The organism is Methylobacterium sp. Leaf93, assembly GCF_001422345.1.
GTDB classification, from domain to species: Bacteria; Pseudomonadota; Alphaproteobacteria; order Rhizobiales; family Beijerinckiaceae; genus Methylobacterium; species Methylobacterium bullatum.
Map to the genome: position 1 here is coordinate 38,094 of NZ_LMMS01000005.1, position 19,068 is coordinate 57,161.

At 68.3% G+C, this 19,068-nt stretch carries 18 protein-coding genes; 15 read left to right on the forward strand and 3 right to left on the reverse strand.

Annotated features, from left to right (window positions below; all coding sequences use genetic code 11):
• The first annotated feature begins 132 nt into the window (after positions 1 to 132).
• Genes ASF26_RS06110 through ASF26_RS06120 form a run of 3 tightly spaced genes read left to right on the forward strand, consistent with a single transcriptional unit; the run spans position 133 to position 4,419 of the window.
• Entirely contained in the window at positions 133 to 1,290 is a 1,158-nt protein-coding gene (locus ASF26_RS06110; RefSeq protein ID WP_056250898.1) for a Gfo/Idh/MocA family oxidoreductase, read from the forward strand.
• Positions 1,291 to 1,339: 49 nt separating this feature from the next.
• Positions 1,340 to 3,184, forward strand: coding sequence for a glycoside hydrolase family 15 protein (locus tag ASF26_RS06115; protein ID WP_082477533.1), 1,845 nt, complete (start codon positions 1,340 to 1,342; stop codon positions 3,182 to 3,184).
• The gene (locus ASF26_RS06120; protein ID WP_056250901.1) at positions 3,181 to 4,419 is read left to right on the forward strand and encodes an MFS transporter; all 1,239 of its coding nucleotides are present in this window, start codon (positions 3,181 to 3,183) and stop codon (positions 4,417 to 4,419) included. The genes ASF26_RS06115 and ASF26_RS06120 overlap by 4 nt, the downstream gene beginning before the upstream one ends.
• Positions 4,420 to 4,436: 17 nt before the next feature.
• On the opposite strand, the gene ASF26_RS06125 is transcribed toward ASF26_RS06120, so the two are convergent.
• On the reverse strand, positions 4,437 to 4,670 hold the full coding sequence (locus tag ASF26_RS06125; RefSeq protein ID WP_056250904.1) for a hypothetical protein: 234 nt from the start codon (positions 4,668 to 4,670) through the stop codon (positions 4,437 to 4,439).
• A 431-nt stretch (positions 4,671 to 5,101) separates the two neighbouring features.
• Between ASF26_RS06125 and ASF26_RS06130 the strand changes: the two genes are divergently transcribed.
• The 4 genes from ASF26_RS06130 (at position 5,102) to ASF26_RS06145 (ending at position 7,663) form a co-directional block, all read left to right on the forward strand.
• Positions 5,102 to 5,389 carry a hypothetical protein gene (locus tag ASF26_RS06130; protein WP_018043316.1) on the forward strand — a complete coding sequence of 96 codons (288 nt, stop codon included), beginning with the start codon at positions 5,102 to 5,104 and terminating at the stop codon, positions 5,387 to 5,389.
• Positions 5,390 to 5,410: 21 nt separating this feature from the next.
• Positions 5,411 to 5,761 carry a hypothetical protein gene (locus ASF26_RS23230; protein ID WP_056250907.1) on the forward strand — a complete coding sequence of 117 codons (351 nt, stop codon included), beginning with the start codon at positions 5,411 to 5,413 and terminating at the stop codon, positions 5,759 to 5,761.
• A 243-nt stretch (positions 5,762 to 6,004) separates the two neighbouring features.
• The gene (locus ASF26_RS06140; protein WP_056250910.1) at positions 6,005 to 6,982 is read left to right on the forward strand and encodes an HWE histidine kinase domain-containing protein; all 978 of its coding nucleotides are present in this window, start codon (positions 6,005 to 6,007) and stop codon (positions 6,980 to 6,982) included.
• 45 nt (positions 6,983 to 7,027) lie between these two features.
• Entirely contained in the window at positions 7,028 to 7,663 is a 636-nt protein-coding gene (locus tag ASF26_RS06145) for an NAD(P)H-binding protein (RefSeq protein WP_056250912.1), read from the forward strand.
• An 8-nt stretch (positions 7,664 to 7,671) separates the two neighbouring features.
• Here ASF26_RS06145 and ASF26_RS06150 read toward each other — a convergent pair whose 3' ends face one another.
• Positions 7,672 to 8,796, reverse strand: coding sequence for a metallophosphoesterase (locus ASF26_RS06150; RefSeq protein ID WP_056250917.1), 1,125 nt, complete (start codon positions 8,794 to 8,796; stop codon positions 7,672 to 7,674).
• Positions 8,797 to 9,304: 508 nt separating this feature from the next.
• Between ASF26_RS06150 and ASF26_RS06155 the strand changes: the two genes are divergently transcribed.
• The 8 genes from ASF26_RS06155 (at position 9,305) to ASF26_RS06190 (ending at position 18,050) form a co-directional block, all read left to right on the forward strand.
• Complete coding sequence (locus tag ASF26_RS06155; protein WP_056250919.1) at positions 9,305 to 9,517, forward strand: DUF2934 domain-containing protein; 213 nt, start codon at positions 9,305 to 9,307, stop codon at positions 9,515 to 9,517.
• A gap of 260 nt (positions 9,518 to 9,777) precedes the next feature.
• Positions 9,778 to 11,463 carry a methyl-accepting chemotaxis protein gene (locus ASF26_RS06160; protein ID WP_056250923.1) on the forward strand — a complete coding sequence of 562 codons (1,686 nt, stop codon included), beginning with the start codon at positions 9,778 to 9,780 and terminating at the stop codon, positions 11,461 to 11,463.
• A 228-nt stretch (positions 11,464 to 11,691) separates the two neighbouring features.
• Positions 11,692 to 12,942 carry an ABC transporter substrate-binding protein gene (locus ASF26_RS06165; RefSeq protein WP_147833176.1) on the forward strand — a complete coding sequence of 417 codons (1,251 nt, stop codon included), beginning with the start codon at positions 11,692 to 11,694 and terminating at the stop codon, positions 12,940 to 12,942.
• 11 nt (positions 12,943 to 12,953) lie between these two features.
• Positions 12,954 to 13,820 (forward strand): branched-chain amino acid ABC transporter permease, encoded by an 867-nt coding sequence (locus ASF26_RS06170; RefSeq protein ID WP_056250926.1) that lies wholly within the window; start codon positions 12,954 to 12,956, stop codon positions 13,818 to 13,820.
• Positions 13,817 to 14,887: an urea ABC transporter gene (locus ASF26_RS06175; RefSeq protein WP_056250929.1), complete on the forward strand. Its 1,071-nt coding sequence runs from the start codon at positions 13,817 to 13,819 to the stop codon at positions 14,885 to 14,887. The genes ASF26_RS06170 and ASF26_RS06175 overlap by 4 nt, the downstream gene beginning before the upstream one ends.
• A complete protein-coding gene (locus ASF26_RS06180; protein ID WP_056250931.1) occupies positions 14,884 to 15,639 on the forward strand; it encodes an ATP-binding cassette domain-containing protein in 756 nt (251 codons plus the stop codon). Before ASF26_RS06175 ends, ASF26_RS06180 begins: the two co-directional genes overlap by 4 nt.
• 10 nt (positions 15,640 to 15,649) lie before the next feature.
• On the forward strand, positions 15,650 to 16,438 hold the full coding sequence (locus ASF26_RS06185; RefSeq protein ID WP_244475849.1) for an ABC transporter ATP-binding protein: 789 nt from the start codon (positions 15,650 to 15,652) through the stop codon (positions 16,436 to 16,438).
• Positions 16,439 to 16,493: 55 nt separating this feature from the next.
• Positions 16,494 to 18,050 (forward strand): amidase, encoded by a 1,557-nt coding sequence (locus ASF26_RS06190; RefSeq protein WP_056250933.1) that lies wholly within the window; start codon positions 16,494 to 16,496, stop codon positions 18,048 to 18,050.
• 194 nt (positions 18,051 to 18,244) lie between these two features.
• Here the strand turns inward: ASF26_RS06190 and ASF26_RS06195 are convergent, their stop codons facing one another.
• Complete coding sequence (locus ASF26_RS06195) at positions 18,245 to 19,018, reverse strand: MOSC domain-containing protein (RefSeq protein ID WP_056251105.1); 774 nt, start codon at positions 19,016 to 19,018, stop codon at positions 18,245 to 18,247.
• Positions 19,019 to 19,068: the final 50 nt, after the last annotated feature.

The window sequence follows — 19,068 nt, forward strand, 5'->3', positions numbered from 1 at the left end:
AAAGCCGGCGCGCGGTCACCGGGGCGATGGGGCACGTCTGTCGTCGCCGCACGGCCCGTCATCGCCGCCTCGCCCGGTTCCCGCGCATTCCAGGCCGGCACCGAACGACGCCCGCCCGATACGGACATCCCCATGAGCATCGCCTCCGCCCTCGGCCTGACCTCTTCGAAAAAGGTCCGCTACGCCTTCGTCGCCCTCGGCGACATCACGCAAGAAGCCATGCTGCCCGGCGTGAAGCACACCGGTAATTCGGAGATCGTCGCCTTCGTCACCGGCGACCCGGAGAAAGCGCGCGGCGTCGGCGCGCAATACGGCGTCACCGATTCCTACGGCTACGAGGAGTTCGACGCGCTGCTGGCCTCGGGCACAATCGATGCGATCTATCTCGCCACGCCGAACTGGCGTCATGCGGAGTTCGCGGTTCCTGCCCTGAAGGCCGGAATCCATGTCCTCGTAGAGAAGCCCCTGGAGATCTCGGCGGAGAAGTCGGAGGAGATCATCGCGGCGCAGAAGGCCTCCGGCGCCAAGCTCATGGTGGCCTACCGACTGCATTTCGAGCCCTGCACCCTGGCGACCATCGACCTGATCCGGTCCGGCCAACTCGGCGAGCTCCTGACCTTCTCCTCGACCTTCACCCAGATGGTCTCGCCCGAGAACCACCGGGCGACGAGCGGCATCGAGGCGGGCCCGATCTTCGATATGGGTCCGTATCCGATCAACGCCGCCCGCTACATCTTCGGCGACGAGCCGACGGAGGTGGTCTCGGCCGTGGGCGTCCGTCACCCCGAAGCCGGCCTCGGAGATTTCGACGATACCGTCGCGGTGACGCTTCGATTCCCGCAGAACCGCATCGCCCAGTTCGTGCTGTCCTATTACGGCAATACCCTCGACAGCTATTCGGTCGTCGGCACTAAGGGCAGCGTCGAGGTCAATCCGGCCTACATGTACGGGAAGCCCCTGGAGCACACGGTCACCATCGGCGAGGACAAAAGCCACGCCAGCTTCAAGAACACCGATCATTTCGGCGGCGAGCTGAAGTACTTCTCGGATTGCATCCTCGAAGACCGTGAGCCCGAGCCCGATGGCGAGGAAGGCTTGGCCGATCTCCGCGTGATCGAAGGCATCGTCCGTGCCCTGCAGACCGGCACGTCCCAGACGCTCGAACCCTTCACCCGCACCAGGCGCATCGACACGAAGGCCCAGGAACAGACGCTCTCGGCACAGAAGTCGCCGGAGCTCGTCAACACGTCGAATCCCGGCAAGGGCAAGGACAAGGTTCCGCTGAACTAGCCCGGCCGTTTCGAGACCGTTCCCGTCCCTCGCTCCACAAGCTCTCGCGATGAATGACCGAGCCCAGCTGGGCACCGACCTCACCGTCGATGCCCGGTGCATCGACCCGGACGGCACGGAACAGCCGATCCAGGACTATGCCGCCCTGGGCGACGGCCGTTCCGTCGTCCTCGTCGGGCCGGACGGTGCGGTGGCGTGGTGGTGCGTCCCCGAAATGGATTCGCCGCCCCTGTTCGACCGGCTCCTGGAGCCGGACAGCGGCGGCTATTTCCAGGTTCGCCCCGAGGGTGCGTTCACGATGGAGCGGCGCTACCGCACCGACAGCAATGTGCTGGAGACGATCGTCACCACGGCGACCGGCACGGCGCGGATCACCGAATCCCTCAACAGCAGCCGCGCCGGCCGCCTGCCCTGGTGCGAACTGGCGCGCCGGGTGGAGGGCGTCTCGGGCACGGTGACGTTCCGGATCCGCGCCGTGTTCGGCACGCGCGGCGATTCCCTCTCGCCCTGGCTCCAGCCGACCCCCAACGGCTGCGTCTTCCATGTGGGACCGGTCCTCGGGGTGATCCGCTTCAGCGACAACGTCCGCATCCTCGAGGAAGAGGACCGCACCATCGCGGCGACGGTGACGCTGGGGGAGGGGGAGCGCGCGCTGGTGGCGCTTCTCGCCGGCGAGGACGAGCCCCTGGGCATCCCCACCATCGCGGAGATCGACGAGCGCATCGATGTCAGCGACGACGCCTGGCGGCACTGGGCGGAGGGGCTGCATTACGACGGCCCGCATTGCTCCGAGGTGCGGCGCAGCGGCCTCGCCCTGAAGCTGCTGCTCTACTCGCCGACCGGTGCCATCGCCGCGGCGGCCACCACCTCCCTGCCCGAGCGGATCGGCGGGCCGAAGAACTACGATTACCGCTACGCCTGGATCCGCGACGCCGGTTACACCGTCAACGCCTTCCTGCGCGTCGGCGCGATGCCGGAGGCGAAGGCCGCCTTCTCCTGGCTGATGAAGCATCTCGGCGCGCATGGGGCGCAGGTCTTCTACACCCTGCGCGGGGGAAAGGTGCCGGAGGAGACCTCCCTCGATCTTACCGGCTATCGCGGGTCGCGCCCGGTCCGGGTCGGCAACGCGGCGGCCCGCCAGCACCAGCACGGGATCTACGGCGACATCTTCGAGACCGCGACCCTGTTCGTCGCCGACGGCAACATCCTCGACCAGAAGAGCGCGACGGTTCTGGCGGATCTCGCCGACGAATGCGCCGACCGCTGGCGCCAGAAGGATGCCGGGATCTGGGAACTGGAAGTCCCACAGCATTACACGATGTCGAAGATCAGCGCCTGGCAGGCGCTGGCCCGCGCCGTCGAACTGGCTGAGGCCGGCCATATCTCGGCGACCTGCGTGCCGCGCTGGTCGCGGGAGCGGGATCGGATCCAGGCCTGGATCGAGGAGCATTGCTGGTCGCAGACGCGCCAGGCCTATACGTTCTATCCCGGCACCGACCGCCTCGACGCCTCCCTGACCCTGGCGGTCCGGTTCGGCTTCGACGGACGCGACCGCCTGTCCTCGACCCTCGATGCGATCCGTGAGGAACTCGGGCGCGGTCCGCTTCTCTATCGCTATTCGGGGGCCGACAGGGAGGAGGGCGCCTTCGTCGCCTGCTCGTTCTGGCTGGTGGAGGCCCTGGCCGAGCTCGGAAGGCAGGACGAGGCCGAGGCGGTCTTCACCGGCACGCTGAACGCCGTCACCCGGGGCGTCGGCGTGATGAGCGAAATGGTCGATCCGGATACCGGCGACCATCTCGGCAACACACCGCAGGGCCTGAGCCATCTCGCCCTGCTTCACGCGGCCTGTTCCCTGCGCGGCGACCGCGAACGAGACTTGAAAGCGGCCCGATGACCGGCACCACCCTCGACACCCGCTCCGGCACTCTCAGCCTGCCAGATGCGGCGCCCAGCCGGCATCCCGGCCTCGTCCTCACCGCCCTGGCGATGGGCGGCTTTGCCATCGGCACCACCGAATTCGCCACGATGAGCCTGCTTCCGGCCTTCGCGCCCGATCTCGGCATCGACGCGCCGACCGCCGGCCACGTTATCAGCGCTTATGCCCTCGGCGTCGTCGTCGGCGCGCCGGTCATCGCGGTGCTGGCGGCCACCATGGCCCGGCGGACGCTCCTCGTCGGGCTGATGGTCCTGTTCGCGCTGGGCAACGTCCTGTCGGCCCTGGCCCCGAACTATCACGGGATGCTGCTCTTCCGGTTCCTGGCGGGCCTTCCGCACGGTGCCTATTTCGGCGTGGCCGCCCTCGTGGCCGCCTCCCTCGTCCCACGGGAGCGGCGGACCCAGGCGGTTTCGCGGGTGATCCTGGGCCTCACCCTTGCGACGGTGGCCGGCGTGCCCCTCGCCAACGGGATCGGCCAGCTCGTGGGCTGGCGCTGGAGCTTCGGGCTCGTCGCCGTCCTGGCGCTGCTGACGGCGGTGGCGGTACGGATCCTGGCGCCCCTCGGCCGTCCTGCGTCGGGCGCCAGTGCGCTCCGCGAACTCGGCGCGCTGCGGCGCCGGCAGGTCTGGCTCACCCTCGCCATCGGCGCCATCGGCTTCGGCGGCCTGTTCTCGGTCTATACCTATCTCGCCTCGACGCTGATCGAGGTCACCCATGCCGCCCCGGTGGCGATCCCGCTGGTACTCGCCGTGTTCGGCCTCGGCCTCACGGCAGGCAACCTCGTCTGCGCCTGGGCCGCCGACCGCGCCCTGATGCCGGCGGCCGGGCTGACCCTGGTCTGGGCGGCGGCGGCCCTGGCCCTCTACCCATTCGCGGTGGACAGCGTCTGGACCCTGGCGCCGGTGGTGTTCCTCATCGGCTGCGGGGGCGGCCTCGCCACCATCCTGCAGACCCGGCTGATGGACGTGGCCGAGGACGCGCAGACCCTCGCCGCCGCGCTCAACCACTCGGCCTTCAACTTCGCCAACGCGCTGGGTCCGTGGCTCGCCGGCCTCGCCCTCACCGCCGGGTTCGGCCTGCCTTCCACCGGTTGGGTCGGCGTAGCCCTGGCGCTGGGCGGGCTGGCCCTGTGGGCGGTCTCCGCCTCGCTCGAACGGCCCCGCGCCGCATCGCCGACACGTCCGGGAGCGTGAGCGGCGGGCCGGCCTGCCTACGACGTCAGCGGCTGAATATCGAGCTGCATGCCCCGGCCCCTGAGGACGCGGACCAGGCGGCCTTCGAGTTCGTCGTCGAGCCCGTTCACCTGCATGTGCAGGCGGCTTCCCTTCGCCGTGCCCGTCACCCAGAGACGATAGACGAGCCCCTCCTCGCGCAGCTGCGTCAGAAGTCGCTCGGAGCCGATCCGGTTGGCTTCGTCGTTCATGGCAATGAGGCTCGCGTCCATTCAGGTCTCCCTTTCCGAAAAGGACAACGTCCCAGTTCTCTGTTTCGTCCTGACGTCTCGGGGGTCATCTGCGAACGAGGATAACGATCGGGACACGGCGGGCCTTCGGCCATCGACGGGAAGGGCGTTCCAGCAACCCGACCCAACGCCGATGGACGGAGCTTAGCAATGGGCGGGCCGGCGCAGCGGCGGCCTCATATCAGCCGGTCGACCGGAGGCGGGCGCGGCCTCACCCGCGCTGTCCCGCCCGATACGCGGACGACCATGCAGGGTGCGCGCAGGATTCGAGAAGCGCTCGCCCGCATCGGCGCAAGCTACAGTCCTCGAGAGCCTGTGTTAATCGTTCTTCAGCATAGAAATTGACTGGCGTTTGTTGCCCGCGGCTCGATAACCTCTGTCGACGGAGCCGACACGGCGCCTGGAGGCATGAGATGAAGTTCGGATCCGCTATCCTGCTGGGGCTCTTCGCGGCGTCCCCGGCCGCCGAGGCCCTGGCCCAGAGCCCCCGCGACGTGCCGATCACCCAGGATCTGCGCCGCGAGGAACGCATCGAGCGCCGCCTCGACCGGACCATGCCGCCGCCGGTGGACCCCAACGTGTCGCCGGACAATCCGGACGGCGTCGTCGGCTTCGACGGTCCGCCCGGCATGTTCGAGAACGGGGTCGAGAACGGCAGCCCGATCCCCTCTGGATCCCCCGTCGACGACGACGACGATTGAGCGCCGCAGCGGCATCCCCTTTTGCGGGGGCGTGCGCTGGTCACGGTCCGTGCCTACCGTTCGATCAGCATCCGCATCCTGTCCGACGACATCCGTCATTGCCGCGGCATGGACGGGCGCCTGTCGCCGGAGCGGGTGGCTGACATCACTGCCGCCTGTGAGGCGGATCGCCGTGCAAAAGTCTGGCTCCGCCACCATCCCGAGCCGCTGAGGCTCTTCCGGATCGACCATGTCTTCGTCGGGCCGGGAGTCCGGGTACGGCGACCGGAGGTAGCGCGCACGACCCTCGCCCGCCGGGCCTCGGACCATCCACCCCTCCTCGTCGAATTGGAGATCGGGCTGACCCCAAGCCGCGAACGCCCGGGAGGATGAAGGCGGTCCGACCGCTTTCGGTTGCGTGATGTCGTCACGACGATGCCGCCCGAAGGGAACGACTTGAACCGCCCTCTTTGGACCGCCGCGTACCTGCCTTCGCGAGCCAGGACCGGAGAAGGCGAAGTGATCACCGCGGTTGTATGATGACGATGGCGTGAGGGAGCAAATTACGGCCGTGCGGCTTGTCCCCCCGGCGATGCGATCGGCATCGCCGATGTTCAGGGATCGATCAGGAATTGCATGGCCGAGGATGTGACGTCGACTGGCTACGAGTGGACGCTGGCGAGCTTTACCGACACCATTCATCGTGGCGGTGTCGCCCTATGGGCCTGGTCACCGACGCGTAGGCTGGCCCAGCTCGATGGGCTCTGCCGCGAGTTCTGGGGTACCTCCGAGTCCGTCGTCCCCATCGACGATCTGTTCGAGCGCGTGAACGCGGAAGACCGCAGCGCGATGATGCGAGACTGGGCGGCGAGCGAGGCGGATTCCCACCCCTACAGCTTCGACTTCCGCATCGGCGACGGCCCTCACGCACGCTGGGTCTCCGCCCGCGGCGTGGGTGGGGAGGCCGGCAAGGTCGGCGAATGGGTCCAGGCCATCTTTCTCGACGTCACCCGGCAGAAACGCGCCGAAGAGGCCGAGCACCTCCTGGCGGCGGAGCTCGCCCATCGCGTCTCGAACATGTTCTCCGTCGCCCGGGCGCTGACCGCCATCGTCGCCCGGGGCGCCACCTCGACCCCGCATTTCGCCGAGGACCTGTCGCAACGCTTCGGCGTCCTGCACGAAGCCACCACCCTCGCGACGCGGGCACAGGCCGGCGACCACGGCAACGTCAGGCTGCGGACGTTGGCCGAGCGGATCCTGTCCCCCTATCTCGACGGCGGCAACATCGCGATCGACGTCGAGGAGGCCGCCGTGGCGCCTCCCGACAAGGTCAACGACTACGCCATGATCCTGCACGAGCTCGCCACCAACTCGGCAAAGTACGGTGCCCTGTCGGGAGGTGGCACGCTGACGGTGACGGGGCGTGTTTCGGACGGCACGCTGACGCTCGATTGGGAGGAGACCTCGGCATCCTCGGGGGCGGTCGTGTCCGATGGCGGCGGGTTCGGATCCCGGCTGTTGAAGCAGACCATCGAGCGCAGCCTCGGCGGAAGCTTCACCCGCCGGATCGACGAGGCCGGTCTCGGCTTCGCGATGCAGGTCCCGGTCGCCTGAGCGACCATTCCCTCCCTCTTCACCTCACCCACCAGGAAACCGGACATGGCCCACGTCCTCGTCATCGGCGCCAGCCAGGGCATCGGCCTGGAAACCGTGAAGGCGGCCCTGGCGGCCGGCCATCGCGTGCGGGCCTTCGCCCGGTCCGCCGCGACCATGTCGCTGTCGGGCCAGGGGCTGGAACGCTTCCCCGGCGACGCCTTGAACGCCGCCGATATCGCATCCGCCCTGGAGGGCATCGACGTCGTGGTGCAGGCGCTGGGTGTGCCGGCGAAGTCACTGCTCGGGCCGGTGACCCTATTCTCTTCCGCCACCAACGTGCTGGTACCGGCCATGGAGACAGCCGGCGTGCGGCGCATCCTCTCCGTGACGGGCTTCGGCACCGGCGACAGCCGTGACGCTATCGGCCTGCTGCAGCGCATCCCCTTCCGCCTCGTGTTCGGGCGGGCCTATGACGACAAGGACGCCCAGGAGATGCGGATCCGCCGCTCTGGCTTGGACTGGACCTTCGTCCGGCCCGGCGTGCTCACGCCCGGCTCGGCCACGGGACGCTACAAGATCCTGACGGAGTCCTCATCCTGGCGGAACGGCCTGATCTCCCGGGCCGACGTGGCGCATTTCATCGCCGGCGAGATCGACGGGCGATCCTACGAACGCAAGGCCGTCGTCCTCATCGGTTAGGGTCGGGACTATGATCGGGGCTTGCCCCGGAGCGTGATGCGCGTCAGCTCGGATGGTGGCCCGAGCCGCAAGGCGAAGCCCGGCCACAGCCCCGTGCCGTTATTGACGTAGAGCGTCATGCCTCCGACCGCGTAGGCGCCGGAGACGAAGCCGGCATTGGCGCGCGCGACCAGCCGGTCGAGTCCCCAAATCATCCCGCCATGCGTGTGCCCGGAGAGTTGCAGGGCCACCCCCTTGGCGGCCGCCCGCGCCGCATCCTTCGGCTGATGGTCGAGGAGGACGATGGGGGCATCGGGCGGCGCACCGGCCAAGGCGGTGTCGAGGTCATGCACCGGGCGGCCCGAATGCGAGGCCGACAGGTCGGTCACGCCCGCGAGGACCAAGGCATCGGCACCGCGCCTGAGGATTGTATGACGGTTTTCCAGCACGCCCATGCCCAGCTCGGCATAGCGGCGCATCCACCCGGCATAGTCGAAGAAATACTCGTGGTTGCCGGGGATCACCCAGACGCCGTCCGGGGCATGGAGACCACGCAACGGTTCGACATCGGCGCGGCGCGATGCGAGGGCCCCGTCGATCAGGTCGCCGGTGACCACCACGAGGTCGACGCCGAGCGCGTTGGATCGCGTCACCACCTCCTGCGCCCAGGCCGCCGGGAACAGGCGGCTGAGATGCAGGTCCGTCAGCTGGAGCAGGGTGAAGCCGTCGAAACCGGCCGGGAGGTTCTCGATCTCGACGGTGACGTCCTTGAGCGGTGGCACCCGCACCGCCTGCTGCACCGCCACCGCCGACAGGAGCATGGCCAGCGCCGCCTCGAAATAGCGCCAACCGGCCGGGATCACCCAGCCTCCGCCGGGCATGACCTTGGAGGCCAGCGCCGCGGCGTCGAGGGTCAGCTGCATCGCCGCCAGGAGGACGATCGCCCCGAAGGCCCAGTTGAACAGCACGATCAGCAGCCGGGGAAATTCGGGCGCGAAGACAGAGCCGGACGAGAGGCGGCTCCACAGATGGTACTGCGACGCGATGAGCAGGAGGACCGCAACGCCGGCCTTCACGGCGAGCGGCCATGGCAGGGGCCAGAGGACTCTGGTGATGACGTACAGGCAGGGCAAACCGAAGATCAGGTGGAACATGCTCTCGTATCGGCGACGGTGGACGATGGGCACGGAGCCGATCCTGCTCCCGCTTGGAACGAGGCCATATCATCGACCGCGCGGCGCGGGACGCGTCGATCCACCTCGCACGCGCCATCACGTGCTTCCGAGCACACTCGCTGTCGCCGAAAGGTCCGAGGATTTCGCGTCCGACAGCCCGTTCCCGTCGTGCGACGCGCCCGGGTGAAGGAAGCGCGGGAAGAGCCCTCCCGCACGGTCCATCTCCCTCCCGCGGGCGGGCGCCCGCCTCTTGCATGTGCGACAACGGCGCCGAGGCGCCCTGGTTCGAGATGGATCGTTGTCGATCCGGGAGCCGTCGCGGGGAATAGCCCGACATCGGTCCCGCTCTTGCCATGTGTAAATGTCCCGGCGCCGGGACCATGCCATGGCCCCATCCACATCACACGCGACAGACGCGAAACGAGGCCGGCGGGGAATGCTGAAACAGGGTTCGGATGAGGCAGGATCAGCACGAGGCACGGCACAGATGATGCGGGATGCGACGGCCCGCGACACTGGGCCGACATTCGATCAGATCCGCCAGCGCGCCTATGAACTCTGGGAGCGCAATCACCAGCCGATGGGGTTCGAGATCAAGTTCTGGCTCATGGCCGAGAAGGAGTTGCGGGCCGAGCGGGACCGTGCGGCGAGGGCCGAGGCGACGGAGGGCGGCGATTCCTTCCCGCCTCAGCAAGCGTGAGCGAGCGGCAAGACGATCTTGCCCGTAACCGCATCACTCGCACATAACGCTCATGTCAAAAATGCATGATCGCACGACTAAATTCGGGCAATTCTTGCACGATGATAGTCAAAATGCACAACGCGCGATCATGTGCCCTGAGTTTTGGCGACAAATCTCGAAGAGGGCCACCGCTCCGCTTTAAGAATTATTTAGATATTTTGCGCACCTTCCGGTCGGATACCATCCAGAGATGGCTTCCCGTCACCGGAACGCTTTTCATGCTGAGCCGCCTTTCCCTGCGCGCGCGCCTCATCGGCGCCTTCTCGATCACGACGCTGCTCCTCGTGAGCTTGGGGGCCGTGGCGTTGACCGCCACCCGGACGATCAACGGACATCTCGTGAGCGTGCAATCGGACGCTCTGCCGAGCGTCGCCAAGGCCGGTGAGATCTCCGGCTGGATCGGGCGCTACGCCATCAGCATCTATCGCCATCTCGGTGCGATCGATCCGGATTCGAAGACGCGCTACGATGCCGAGATCATCGACCGTCAGGGCAAGGTCACCCGCATCCTGGCCGAGTATGCGAGTCTGGCCACGTCCCCCGGCGAGAAGGCCGTCTACGACACGCTCACCACGACCTGGCTCGATTACCAGAAGGAGAACAAGGCGATCCTCGATCTTTCGCGCAGCGGGATGAACGAGGATGGGCTCGAGCGGCTGCAGGGAAAGTCCACCGAACTCCAGCGCCTGTGCACATCCCTGGCGGACCGGCTCGTGGCCATCAACAACGAGGCGGCGGAGACGTCCCGCCTCGCCAGCCGGCAGGCCTTCGACCGCACCGAGACCCTCGTCCTCGGCGCGGGCCTCGGCGGCCTCGTCCTGTCGGCCCTGCTCGCGTTCTGGATCATCCGCGGCGTCACCGGGGGCATCGCCTCGGTCGTCGAGCCGATGCAGGCGCTGGCCTCGGGCGACCTGTCCGTGGCGATCCCGCGCCAGGGGGAGGGGACCGAAATCGGCACGATCGCGGATGCGGTGCAGGTGTTCAAGACGCGCCTCATCGAGATGCGCGCCCTGGAGGAAGAGACCGTGCTCGCGCGCGCCGGCGCCGAAGCCCAGCGGCAGGCCGCCATGCACAGGCTGGCGGGGGATTTCGAACGGGCCGTGGGCGGCATCGTCGGCACCGTGGCGGCGGCGGCGAGCCAGCTCCAGGGCACCGCGCGCGCGATGACGGCGACGGCCGCGCACACCGCCTCGCAATCCCTGACTGTGGCGGCGGCGGCGGAAGAGGCGGCCTCCAACGTCAACACCGTGGCGGCGGCGGCCGAACAGCTCGGCTCCTCGGTCCAGGAAATCGGCCGTCAGGTCGACGGATCGGCCCATCTCGCCACCCTCGCGGTGAACGAGGCGGCACGGACCGCCTCCCTCGTCGAGGAACTCAGTCTGGCGGCGGGCCGGATCGGCGACGTGGTGTCGATCATTTCGGAGATCGCCGGGCAGACCAACCTGCTAGCGTTGAACGCCACCATCGAGGCGGCGCGGGCCGGTGAATCGGGCAGGGGCTTCGCCGTGGTCGCCGCCGAGGTGAAACAGCTCGCCAGCCAGACGAGCCGCGCGACCCAGGAGATCGGCGACCAGATCGGCCGCATCCAGGCCTCCACCGGGCAGGCGGTCTCGGCGATCGGAACCATCACCACGCGGATCGGCGAGATCAGCACCGTCGCCACCTCCATCGCCGCCGCCGTGGAGCAACAGGGCGCCGCCACCCAGGAGATCGTCCGCAACGTGTCGCAGGCGGCCATGGGGACGGGACAGGTCACCGCCAACGTCGCCAGCGTCGCGAACGCGGCCGAGGAGACCGGCGCCGCCGCGAGCCAGGTCCTGGCCTCGGCCTCGGCGCTGTCGCAGCAATCCGACCATCTCGGCACGGAGGTGGCCCGGTTCCTCGCCACCGTGCGCGCCGCCTGACCGGCCACGCGGGACGCTCTCCGCGCCGATGCGGCTCGTGCGTGATCTGTGGCTTTCGTGCCTTGAGGCGAGGCGAAACGGTCCTCGCCCTGCCTATGGAGGAGGCATCCGGCGCGCTCGCCCGACCTTGCCCGTAATGTGAGATTTGTTGGCATCGATCTTGTTACGTCACTCCGGCGCGGCCGGCGGCGATCGTCCGTGCAGACGGCACGAAGCGGAGTGATATCGATGACCAAGGGCACGATGAACCGTCGCCATGCGCTCAAGCTCGGTTTGGCAGGGGCGGGCGGCGCGGTGGCGATGCCGTTCTTCGCGCGCAACGGCCTCGCGGCGGAGCCGATCAAGCTCGGCAGCCTCCTCGACGGGACCGGGGCGCTCGGGCTCGAAGGCAAGCGGATGATCGAGACCACCGAATACACGGTGGAACTGCTCAACAAGGCCGGCGGCCTGCTCGGACGGCCGATCAAGCTGATCGCCTACGACACCCAGTCCAACATGCAACTCTATACGCAATACGCTCAGACCCTCGCCCTGAAGGACAAGGTCGACGTCATCCAGGGCGGCATCACCTCCGCCTCGCGTGAGGCGATCCGGCCGATCTTCGGCCGTTCCAAGACCCTCTACTTCTACAACACCCAGTACGAGGGCGGCGTCTGCGACCGCAACGTCTTCTGCACCGGCTCGACCCCGGCCCAGACCGTCAACCACATCGTCGATTACGCCCTCAAGAACTGGGGCAAGAAGGCCTACATCGTCGCCGCGGACTACAATTACGGTCACATCACCGCGAGCTGGATGACGAAGTTCATGAAGGATGGCGGCGGCTCCGTGGCCGGCACCGACTTCTTCCCCCTCGACGTCACGAACTTCTCCTCCGCCATCAGCCGCATCCAGCAGGCCCAGCCGGAGATCGTCCTCTCCGCCCTCGTCGGCGCCAACCATTCGGGCTTCTACCGCCAGTGGGACGCCGCCGGCATGAAGGGCAAGATCCCCATGGGCGCCAGCGTGTTCGGCCTCGGCGACGAGTTGACCACCATGGACACCTCCACCACCAACGGCATCCTCACCTGCTACGGCTGGTACAACGACCTCGACACGCCCGCGAGCAAGGCCTTCGTCGCCGGCATGCAGGCCAAGTTCGGCGCCGACGTCACCGATCTGAGCGAGCTCGACACCGCCACCTACGAAGGCATCATGTTCTGGGCGGAAGGGGTGAAGAAGGCCGGCTCGATCGAGCGCGACGCCGTCGTGGCGGCGCTGGAGAGCGGCATCAGCATCGACTCGCCGACAGGCAAGGTGACGATGGATCCGGGCACCCACCACACCATCCGCAACACCTATCTCGCCCGGCCCAAGGACCGGAAATGGGAGCAGCTGGCGACCTTCCCGGATTCGTTCCCGGCCGATACCGGCGGCGCCTGCGACCTCGTCAAGAATCCGCGCATGAACAAGCAGTTCACGCCCGACCTGAAGGGCTGAGGCGCCGCTTCATGGATCTCGCGGGGCTCCTGACCTTCAACGTCCTCACCGGCATCGCCACGCTGGTGCTGATCACCCTCGGTCTCGGGGTGATCTACGGCATGATGCGCATCATCAACCTGGCGCATGGCGAGTTCATGATGCTCGGCGCCTACACCGCCGTGATGGCGAACGGCGCCGGGGTGAACATCTGGATCGCCATGCTGGTCCTGCCGCCCCTGGTGGTGGGGGCGGTGGGGCTGATCCTGGAACGCACCGTCATCCGCTTCCTCTACGGGCGGATGATGGACACGATGCTGGCGACCTGGGGCATCAGCCTCGGGCTGATCGGCCTGATCACCACGCTCTACGGCAACGTCGTGCGGGGCGTCTCGACGCCGGTCGGGAGCTTCGAGATCGGCCGCTACGGCGCCAGCCTCTACAGCCTCGTCATCATCGCCACGGCGCTCGCTGTGCTGACGGGCATGTTCCTCCTCCTGCGCATGACGAAGTTCGGGCTGATCCTGCGCGCCACCATGCAGAACCCGCGCATGGCCGCCGCCATGGGCGTCTCCCCCGACCGCATCTACATGGCGACGTTCGGCCTCGGCGCGGCCCTCGCGGGGCTGGCCGGCGGCGTGCTCGCGCCGATCTCCGGCGTCTCCCCATCCATGGGGGCGGCCTACATTTCCCGCGCCTTCATCACCGTGCTGGGCGGCGGCCCCGCCATCGTCACGGGCACGGGCCTCGCCTCCTCGGTGTTCGGGTTCATCAACGAACTGGTCTCGTTCAGGACCACGCCCGTCATCGGCGACGTCGCCCTCCTCGTCGCCGCGATCCTGCTGATCCGCGTGCTGCCGCAGGGCATCACCGGCCGCTACCTGAGGCGCAGCCTATGAATCCCGTCGACCGCCGCTCCGCCATGGGGTTCCTCGTCACCCTCGGCCTGATGCTCGCCATCCTGTTCGGGGCGCCGCACGCCCTCGACACGTTCGGCCTCGTCCAGGCCACGGGATTCGCCGCGCTCGCCATGTTCGCCCTGAGCCAGGGCTTCATCTGGGGCTATGGCGGGGTGATGTCGTTCGGGCAGGCCGCCTTCCTCGGGCTCGGCGGCTACGCCTACGCCGTCTCCGTCATCAACATGGGCGACAGCACGCTGCCCATCCTCATCGCCATCCTGGTGCCGACTCTGTTCGCGGGGCTGCTCGGCTACTTCATGTTCTACGGCCGGATCTCGGACGCCTATATCGGCGTCATCACCCTCACCGTCTCGGTGATCCTGTTCCAGCTCGTGAACACCACCTCCGGCAGCCAGTACCGGATCGGCGAGGCGGAACTCGGCGGGTTCAACGGCATCCCGGCGATCCCCGCCCTCAACAAGCTCGGCGACGCGGGCAACCCGCTCGACAATGACGGCGTCTGGTACGCCGCCATGGGCGCCCTGATCCTGGTCTACGCGTTGTTGCGCTGGGTGCTGGCCAGCCGCTTCGGCCGCGTCGTGGTGGCGATCCGCGAGAACGAGACTAGGGCGCAGCTCATCGGCTACGATCCGCGCCTGTACAAGCTCCTCGCCTTCATGATCTCGGGCGCCGTCGCCGGCCTCGCGGGCTGCCTCTACGCCAATTGGGGCGGCTTCATCAGCCCCACCGTGTTCGGCCTGTCGATGTCGGCGCAGGTGATCATCTTCGTGCTGGTGGGCGGCCTCGGCACCCTCGTCGGGCCGATGCTCGGCGCGGTGCTGATCCAGTGGCTCATCATTGAGGCCGGCTCGCAGAACGTGGTCGATTCCAATCTCGGCCTCGGCATCGTGCTGGTCGCCTTCGTCCTTCTGATCCCGCAGGGCCTTCTGCCCGTCGTGAGGACCCTGCTGATGCGCATCCCCGACTTCGTGGCGAAAGCCCGCCCGGCCGGGGAGGGAGCGTCCGATCCCGTCCGCGATGCCCGGCCCGCGGAGGTCCGTCCATGACCGCGACGCATCCGGCAGCCACCGCAAAAGCCCCGCTTCGCCCGCTCGTCGAGGCCAAGGGCGTCACCATGCGCTTCGGCGGCGTGACGGCGGTGGGCAATGTCGACTTCACCCTCGGCGAGGTGGAGTTGCGCTGCCTAATCGGCCCCAACGGCGCGGGCAAGAGCACCTTCTTCAAGATGCTCACGGGGCAGTTGACGCCGAGCGAAGGCCGCATCCGCTTCCGCGACACGGACATCACCGGGGCCGAGCCGCACCGGATCGCCAGGCTCGGGGTCGGCATCAAGACCCAGGTGCCCAACGTCTTCAACGGCCTGTCGGTGCGCGAGAACGTGTTCGTGGCGGCGGGACGGCGCAAGTCCATCGCCCGGACGCGGTCCATCGTCGACGAGACGCTGACCCGGCTCCAGCTCACTTCCATCGCCGAACGCAATGTCGGCCAGCTCGCCCACGGCCAGCGCCAATGGGTCGAGATCGCCACCGTGCTGGCCCAGGAACCGGAGCTGATCCTCCTCGACGAGCCCGCCGCCGGCATGACCCATGACGAGGTCCACCGTACCGCCGAGCTCATCCGCGAGATCAACCGCACCCACGCCCTCATCGTGGTGGAGCATGACATGCCCTTCATCCGGATGATCGCCAGGACCGTCACGGTCTTCAACCAGGGCCGCATCCTGATGGAGGACAGCGTGGAGCGCGTGCTGGCCGACCAACGCGTCCGCGATGTCTATCTCGGCAAGCAGGCCGCATGAGCGCCCCGATATGAGCCGCACGATGAACGCGATCCCGCCGATCCCGCCGATCCCACTCTCCACCTGCCCGAACGCCGTCCCGGCGGTGAAGCCCGCGCTCCTGTCCGTCGAGGGTCTGCATTCCGGCTACGGCCGCATCCCGATCCTCGGTGGCGTCTCGCTCACCGTGGGGGAGGGCGAGTTCGTCGGCATCCTCGGCCATAACGGCATGGGCAAGACGACCCTGCTGCGCACCCTGATGGGCTACCTGCCCGTCACCGCCGGGCGCATCCGCCTCGGGGACGAGGACATCGCCCGGCGCTCGCCCACGGCGCGGGCGCGGCTCGGCATGGGCTTCGTGCCGCAAGGGCGGGAGATCTTCGCCACCTTGAGCGTGCGCGAGAACCTGCGCATGGGCTGCCTGCTCTCCGACAGGGACGAGGACGAGACCATCGCGGACATCCTCGGTGTCTTCCCCCGGCTGAAAGCCTATCTCGACCGGCCGGGCGGGGCGCTGTCGGGCGGTGAGCAGCAATTGCTGGCGCTGGCCCGCTGCCTCTGCGGCAATCCCCGCATCCTCCTCCTCGACGAGCCGACGGAGGGGATCCAGCCCTCGATCATCGAGGAGATCATCGAGACGCTGCAGGCCATCGGCCGGGCGCGCGGCCTCACGATCCTCCTCGTAGAGCAGAACCTGACGTTCATCGCCGGCCTCTCCGAGCGGGTGCTGATCCTGCAGAAGGGGGTCGTCACCCGTGAGATCCCGCCCGAGATCGCCCGCGACCGGGCGATGATCGAGGAATTCGTCGGCATGGAATGAGGCCGCCCGGCCCATTCCGTACACCTTTCCATTCCAACCAAGGAGACATCCCGCGATGGCTGCCGCCCCGACGCCAACCCCCGACCTCGATATCGTCGAGATGACGCTCTCCGACGTGGCCGACGCCTTCGCCAGCGGCGTCACCTCGGAGGCGCTGACGCTGGCCTTCCTCGACCGGATCGCCGCCTACAACCCGCATTACAACGCCATCATCGTCATGAACCCGCAGGCGCTGGACGACGCCCGTGCCATCGACGCGCGCCGCGCCGCCGGCGAGACGCTGGGACCGCTTGCGGGCGTGCCGGTGGTGATCAAGGACCCGATGGACATGGCCGGGCTGCCGACCACGGCGGGCTGGCGCTTCCTCAGCGCGCAAGCCGGCGGCGTCGACCTGATCCCCGAGACCGACTCGCCCGTCGTGGCGCGGATGCGGGCGGCCGGCTGTGTCATGATCGGCAAGACCAACGTCCCCGTCCTCAGCGCCACCGGCAGCCACGCCAACGACAGCTGGGCCGGGCCGACCCTGAATTCGGCGGCGCCCGATTGCCTGCCCGGCGGCAGCAGCGCCGGCACGGCCACGGCGGTGGGCGCCAGCCTCGCGGTGCTCGGCCTCGCCGAGGAGACCGGCGGCTCGATCCAGAACCCGGCCTCGGCGCAGGGGCTGGTCGGCATCAAGCCGACCTTCGCCCTCGTCCCCAATGCCGGCGTGGTGCCGCTGGCGGGCAGCACCCGCGACGTGGTCGGCCCCATCGCCCGCTGCGTGCGCGACGCCGCCCTGACCCTCGACGTGCTGGCCGGCTATACCGCCGCCGACCCCAAGACCGTGGCGGGCATCGGCAAGCGGCCCAAGGGCGGCTACACCTCGAAACTCGACAAGGACGGCCTCCGGGGCAAGCGCCTCGGCCTGTTCGGTCCCGGCTGGCGCGACCTGCCGCTCTCGCCCGAGGCGACGGAGCTCTATGGCCGGGCACAGAGCGAGATCACCGCCTGCGGCGCGACCCTGGTCGCCGATCCCTTCGCCGGAACGGGCTTCGCGGCGCTCGCCGAGCCCACCGAGGGCCTGAACTATTTCGACGCGCGCGGCATGGAATCCGTGCCCTACGACCTGCACCTCTACCTGCAGCGCCTCGGGTCGAGCGCGGCGCTCCGGAGCGTCGCGTCCTTCGCCGAGGCGACGGCGGAGGAGGATGCGTTCGGCCCCAAGGGCGTGCTGCGCTACCTCCACCAATATCCGGTCTTCGAGGCGATCCTGGCCGACCCGACGCGCCCGCCCGACCTCTCCGAGTTCCTCGCCCTCAGAGAGGCTTACCTCGACATCTTCAACCGGGTCATGGACGAGCAGGGTCTCGACGGCCTCGTCTTCCCGCAGATGCGCAACGAGCTGCCGCCGTTGAACGATGGTGTCGCCATCAACGAAACCACGGTGTGCGAGATCAACATCGCCGGCCTGCCCGGCGTGACGCTGCCGGCGGGGGCCTATGCCAGCGGCTCGCCGTTCAACCTGATCTTCGTGGGCCGGATGTGGAGCGAAGCCAACCTCCTCGGCTTCGCCTACGCCTACGAGGCGGCCACCGGCTACCGCAAGGCGCCGAGCCTGGTGAGGCTAAGCTGAGGACGAAGCCACGACTCGAAGCCCTCCTCCCCCTTGTGGGCTACGATAGTCGCACCTCTCGCGGGCACCACGGGTCCCCTCTCCTGGAAGGAGAGGGAGCCCGTCGCGCCTCATGTCGAACCCTCTTGGACGGAGGGAACGGCTATCGGGCCGATTTCTGAATCCAGAAGCCCACAAGGGGGATTGGACCTCCCTCAGCCGAGGGCGACACCATCCGCAGTGGTGATCGTCCCGCCCTCGACGACCTCGCAATAGATCCCGAGATCCACATGCCCGAAATGCTTCATGATGGCTTTCGGCAGGTTCGCATCGCGCTCGGCGGTCTTCGGGTTGACGTTGACGGCCCCGCAGCGCGGCGTGCGGGCGAGGCCGCGCAGGCGCACCGGGCCGATGCTCAACTCGCGCCCCACCCAGTCGAGCTCCTGCCACGGCTCCAGCCCGTCGAGATGGATATTGGCGCGAAAGCGCAGGGGGTCGAGTTCCCGCCCCGTCGCCTCGGAGAGCGCCCGAACCGAGGCGAGGTTCACCACCGAGATCGCGCGCATCATCACCGGTGAGAGCACGCTGGCATCGGTGAACTTGTGGTTCTCACTCCGCACGAGGCGCGGCCGCCCGCGGGTCTCCTCGCCGAGATAATCGGCGAAGAAATCCTCCGTCCCGGCACGCCCAGCCTCGGTGGACAGGTCGGCGGCGAATACCTCCTCCCCGTCGCGCCGGATCGTCAGGCGATGGCTTTCAGGGTCGAGGCGCGTCGCGAGGGAAGCCAGCGCCGTGTTGTTGCGCAGCATCAGGAAGAAGCCCTTGTCCAGGGGCTCCGGCTTGTCCGGGTCGAACAGGGTGGTCCCCAGCGCCAGGGCGTATTCCCGGTCATGGGCGAGCCCCGCCTCTGGGGTCACGCTCATGCTTGTCAGCGCCTCGGCCGACAGACCCTTGATCGGATAGCGGTAGAGGGCGTCGACGGCGGGCATGGCGAATTCCTGGAGAGGGTGCGCCCCTCGATGCCGGGAGACGGCGCGAT

Bases quoted from the DNA above. Each gene is read 5' to 3' on its own strand.
- ASF26_RS06110 (WP_056250898.1), top strand. From the start codon at position 133: ATGAGCATCGCCTCCGCCCTCGGCCTGACCTCTTCGAAAAAGGTCCGC.
- ASF26_RS06115 (WP_082477533.1), top strand. From the start codon at position 1,340: ATGAATGACCGAGCCCAGCTGGGCACCGACCTCACCGTCGATGCCCGG.
- ASF26_RS06120 (WP_056250901.1), top strand. From the start codon at position 3,181: ATGACCGGCACCACCCTCGACACCCGCTCCGGCACTCTCAGCCTGCCA.
- ASF26_RS06125 (WP_056250904.1), bottom strand. From the start codon at position 4,670: ATGGACGCGAGCCTCATTGCCATGAACGACGAAGCCAACCGGATCGGC.
- ASF26_RS06130 (WP_018043316.1), top strand. From the start codon at position 5,102: ATGAAGTTCGGATCCGCTATCCTGCTGGGGCTCTTCGCGGCGTCCCCG.
- ASF26_RS06140 (WP_056250910.1), top strand. From the start codon at position 6,005: ATGGCCGAGGATGTGACGTCGACTGGCTACGAGTGGACGCTGGCGAGC.
- ASF26_RS06145 (WP_056250912.1), top strand. From the start codon at position 7,028: ATGGCCCACGTCCTCGTCATCGGCGCCAGCCAGGGCATCGGCCTGGAA.
- ASF26_RS06150 (WP_056250917.1), bottom strand. From the start codon at position 8,796: ATGTTCCACCTGATCTTCGGTTTGCCCTGCCTGTACGTCATCACCAGA.
- ASF26_RS06155 (WP_056250919.1), top strand. From the start codon at position 9,305: ATGATGCGGGATGCGACGGCCCGCGACACTGGGCCGACATTCGATCAG.
- ASF26_RS06160 (WP_056250923.1), top strand. From the start codon at position 9,778: ATGCTGAGCCGCCTTTCCCTGCGCGCGCGCCTCATCGGCGCCTTCTCG.
- ASF26_RS06165 (WP_147833176.1), top strand. From the start codon at position 11,692: ATGACCAAGGGCACGATGAACCGTCGCCATGCGCTCAAGCTCGGTTTG.
- ASF26_RS06170 (WP_056250926.1), top strand. From the start codon at position 12,954: ATGGATCTCGCGGGGCTCCTGACCTTCAACGTCCTCACCGGCATCGCC.
- ASF26_RS06175 (WP_056250929.1), top strand. From the start codon at position 13,817: ATGAATCCCGTCGACCGCCGCTCCGCCATGGGGTTCCTCGTCACCCTC.
- ASF26_RS06180 (WP_056250931.1), top strand. From the start codon at position 14,884: ATGACCGCGACGCATCCGGCAGCCACCGCAAAAGCCCCGCTTCGCCCG.
- ASF26_RS06185 (WP_244475849.1), top strand. From the start codon at position 15,650: ATGAGCCGCACGATGAACGCGATCCCGCCGATCCCGCCGATCCCACTC.
- ASF26_RS06190 (WP_056250933.1), top strand. From the start codon at position 16,494: ATGGCTGCCGCCCCGACGCCAACCCCCGACCTCGATATCGTCGAGATG.
- ASF26_RS06195 (WP_056251105.1), bottom strand. From the start codon at position 19,018: ATGCCCGCCGTCGACGCCCTCTACCGCTATCCGATCAAGGGTCTGTCG.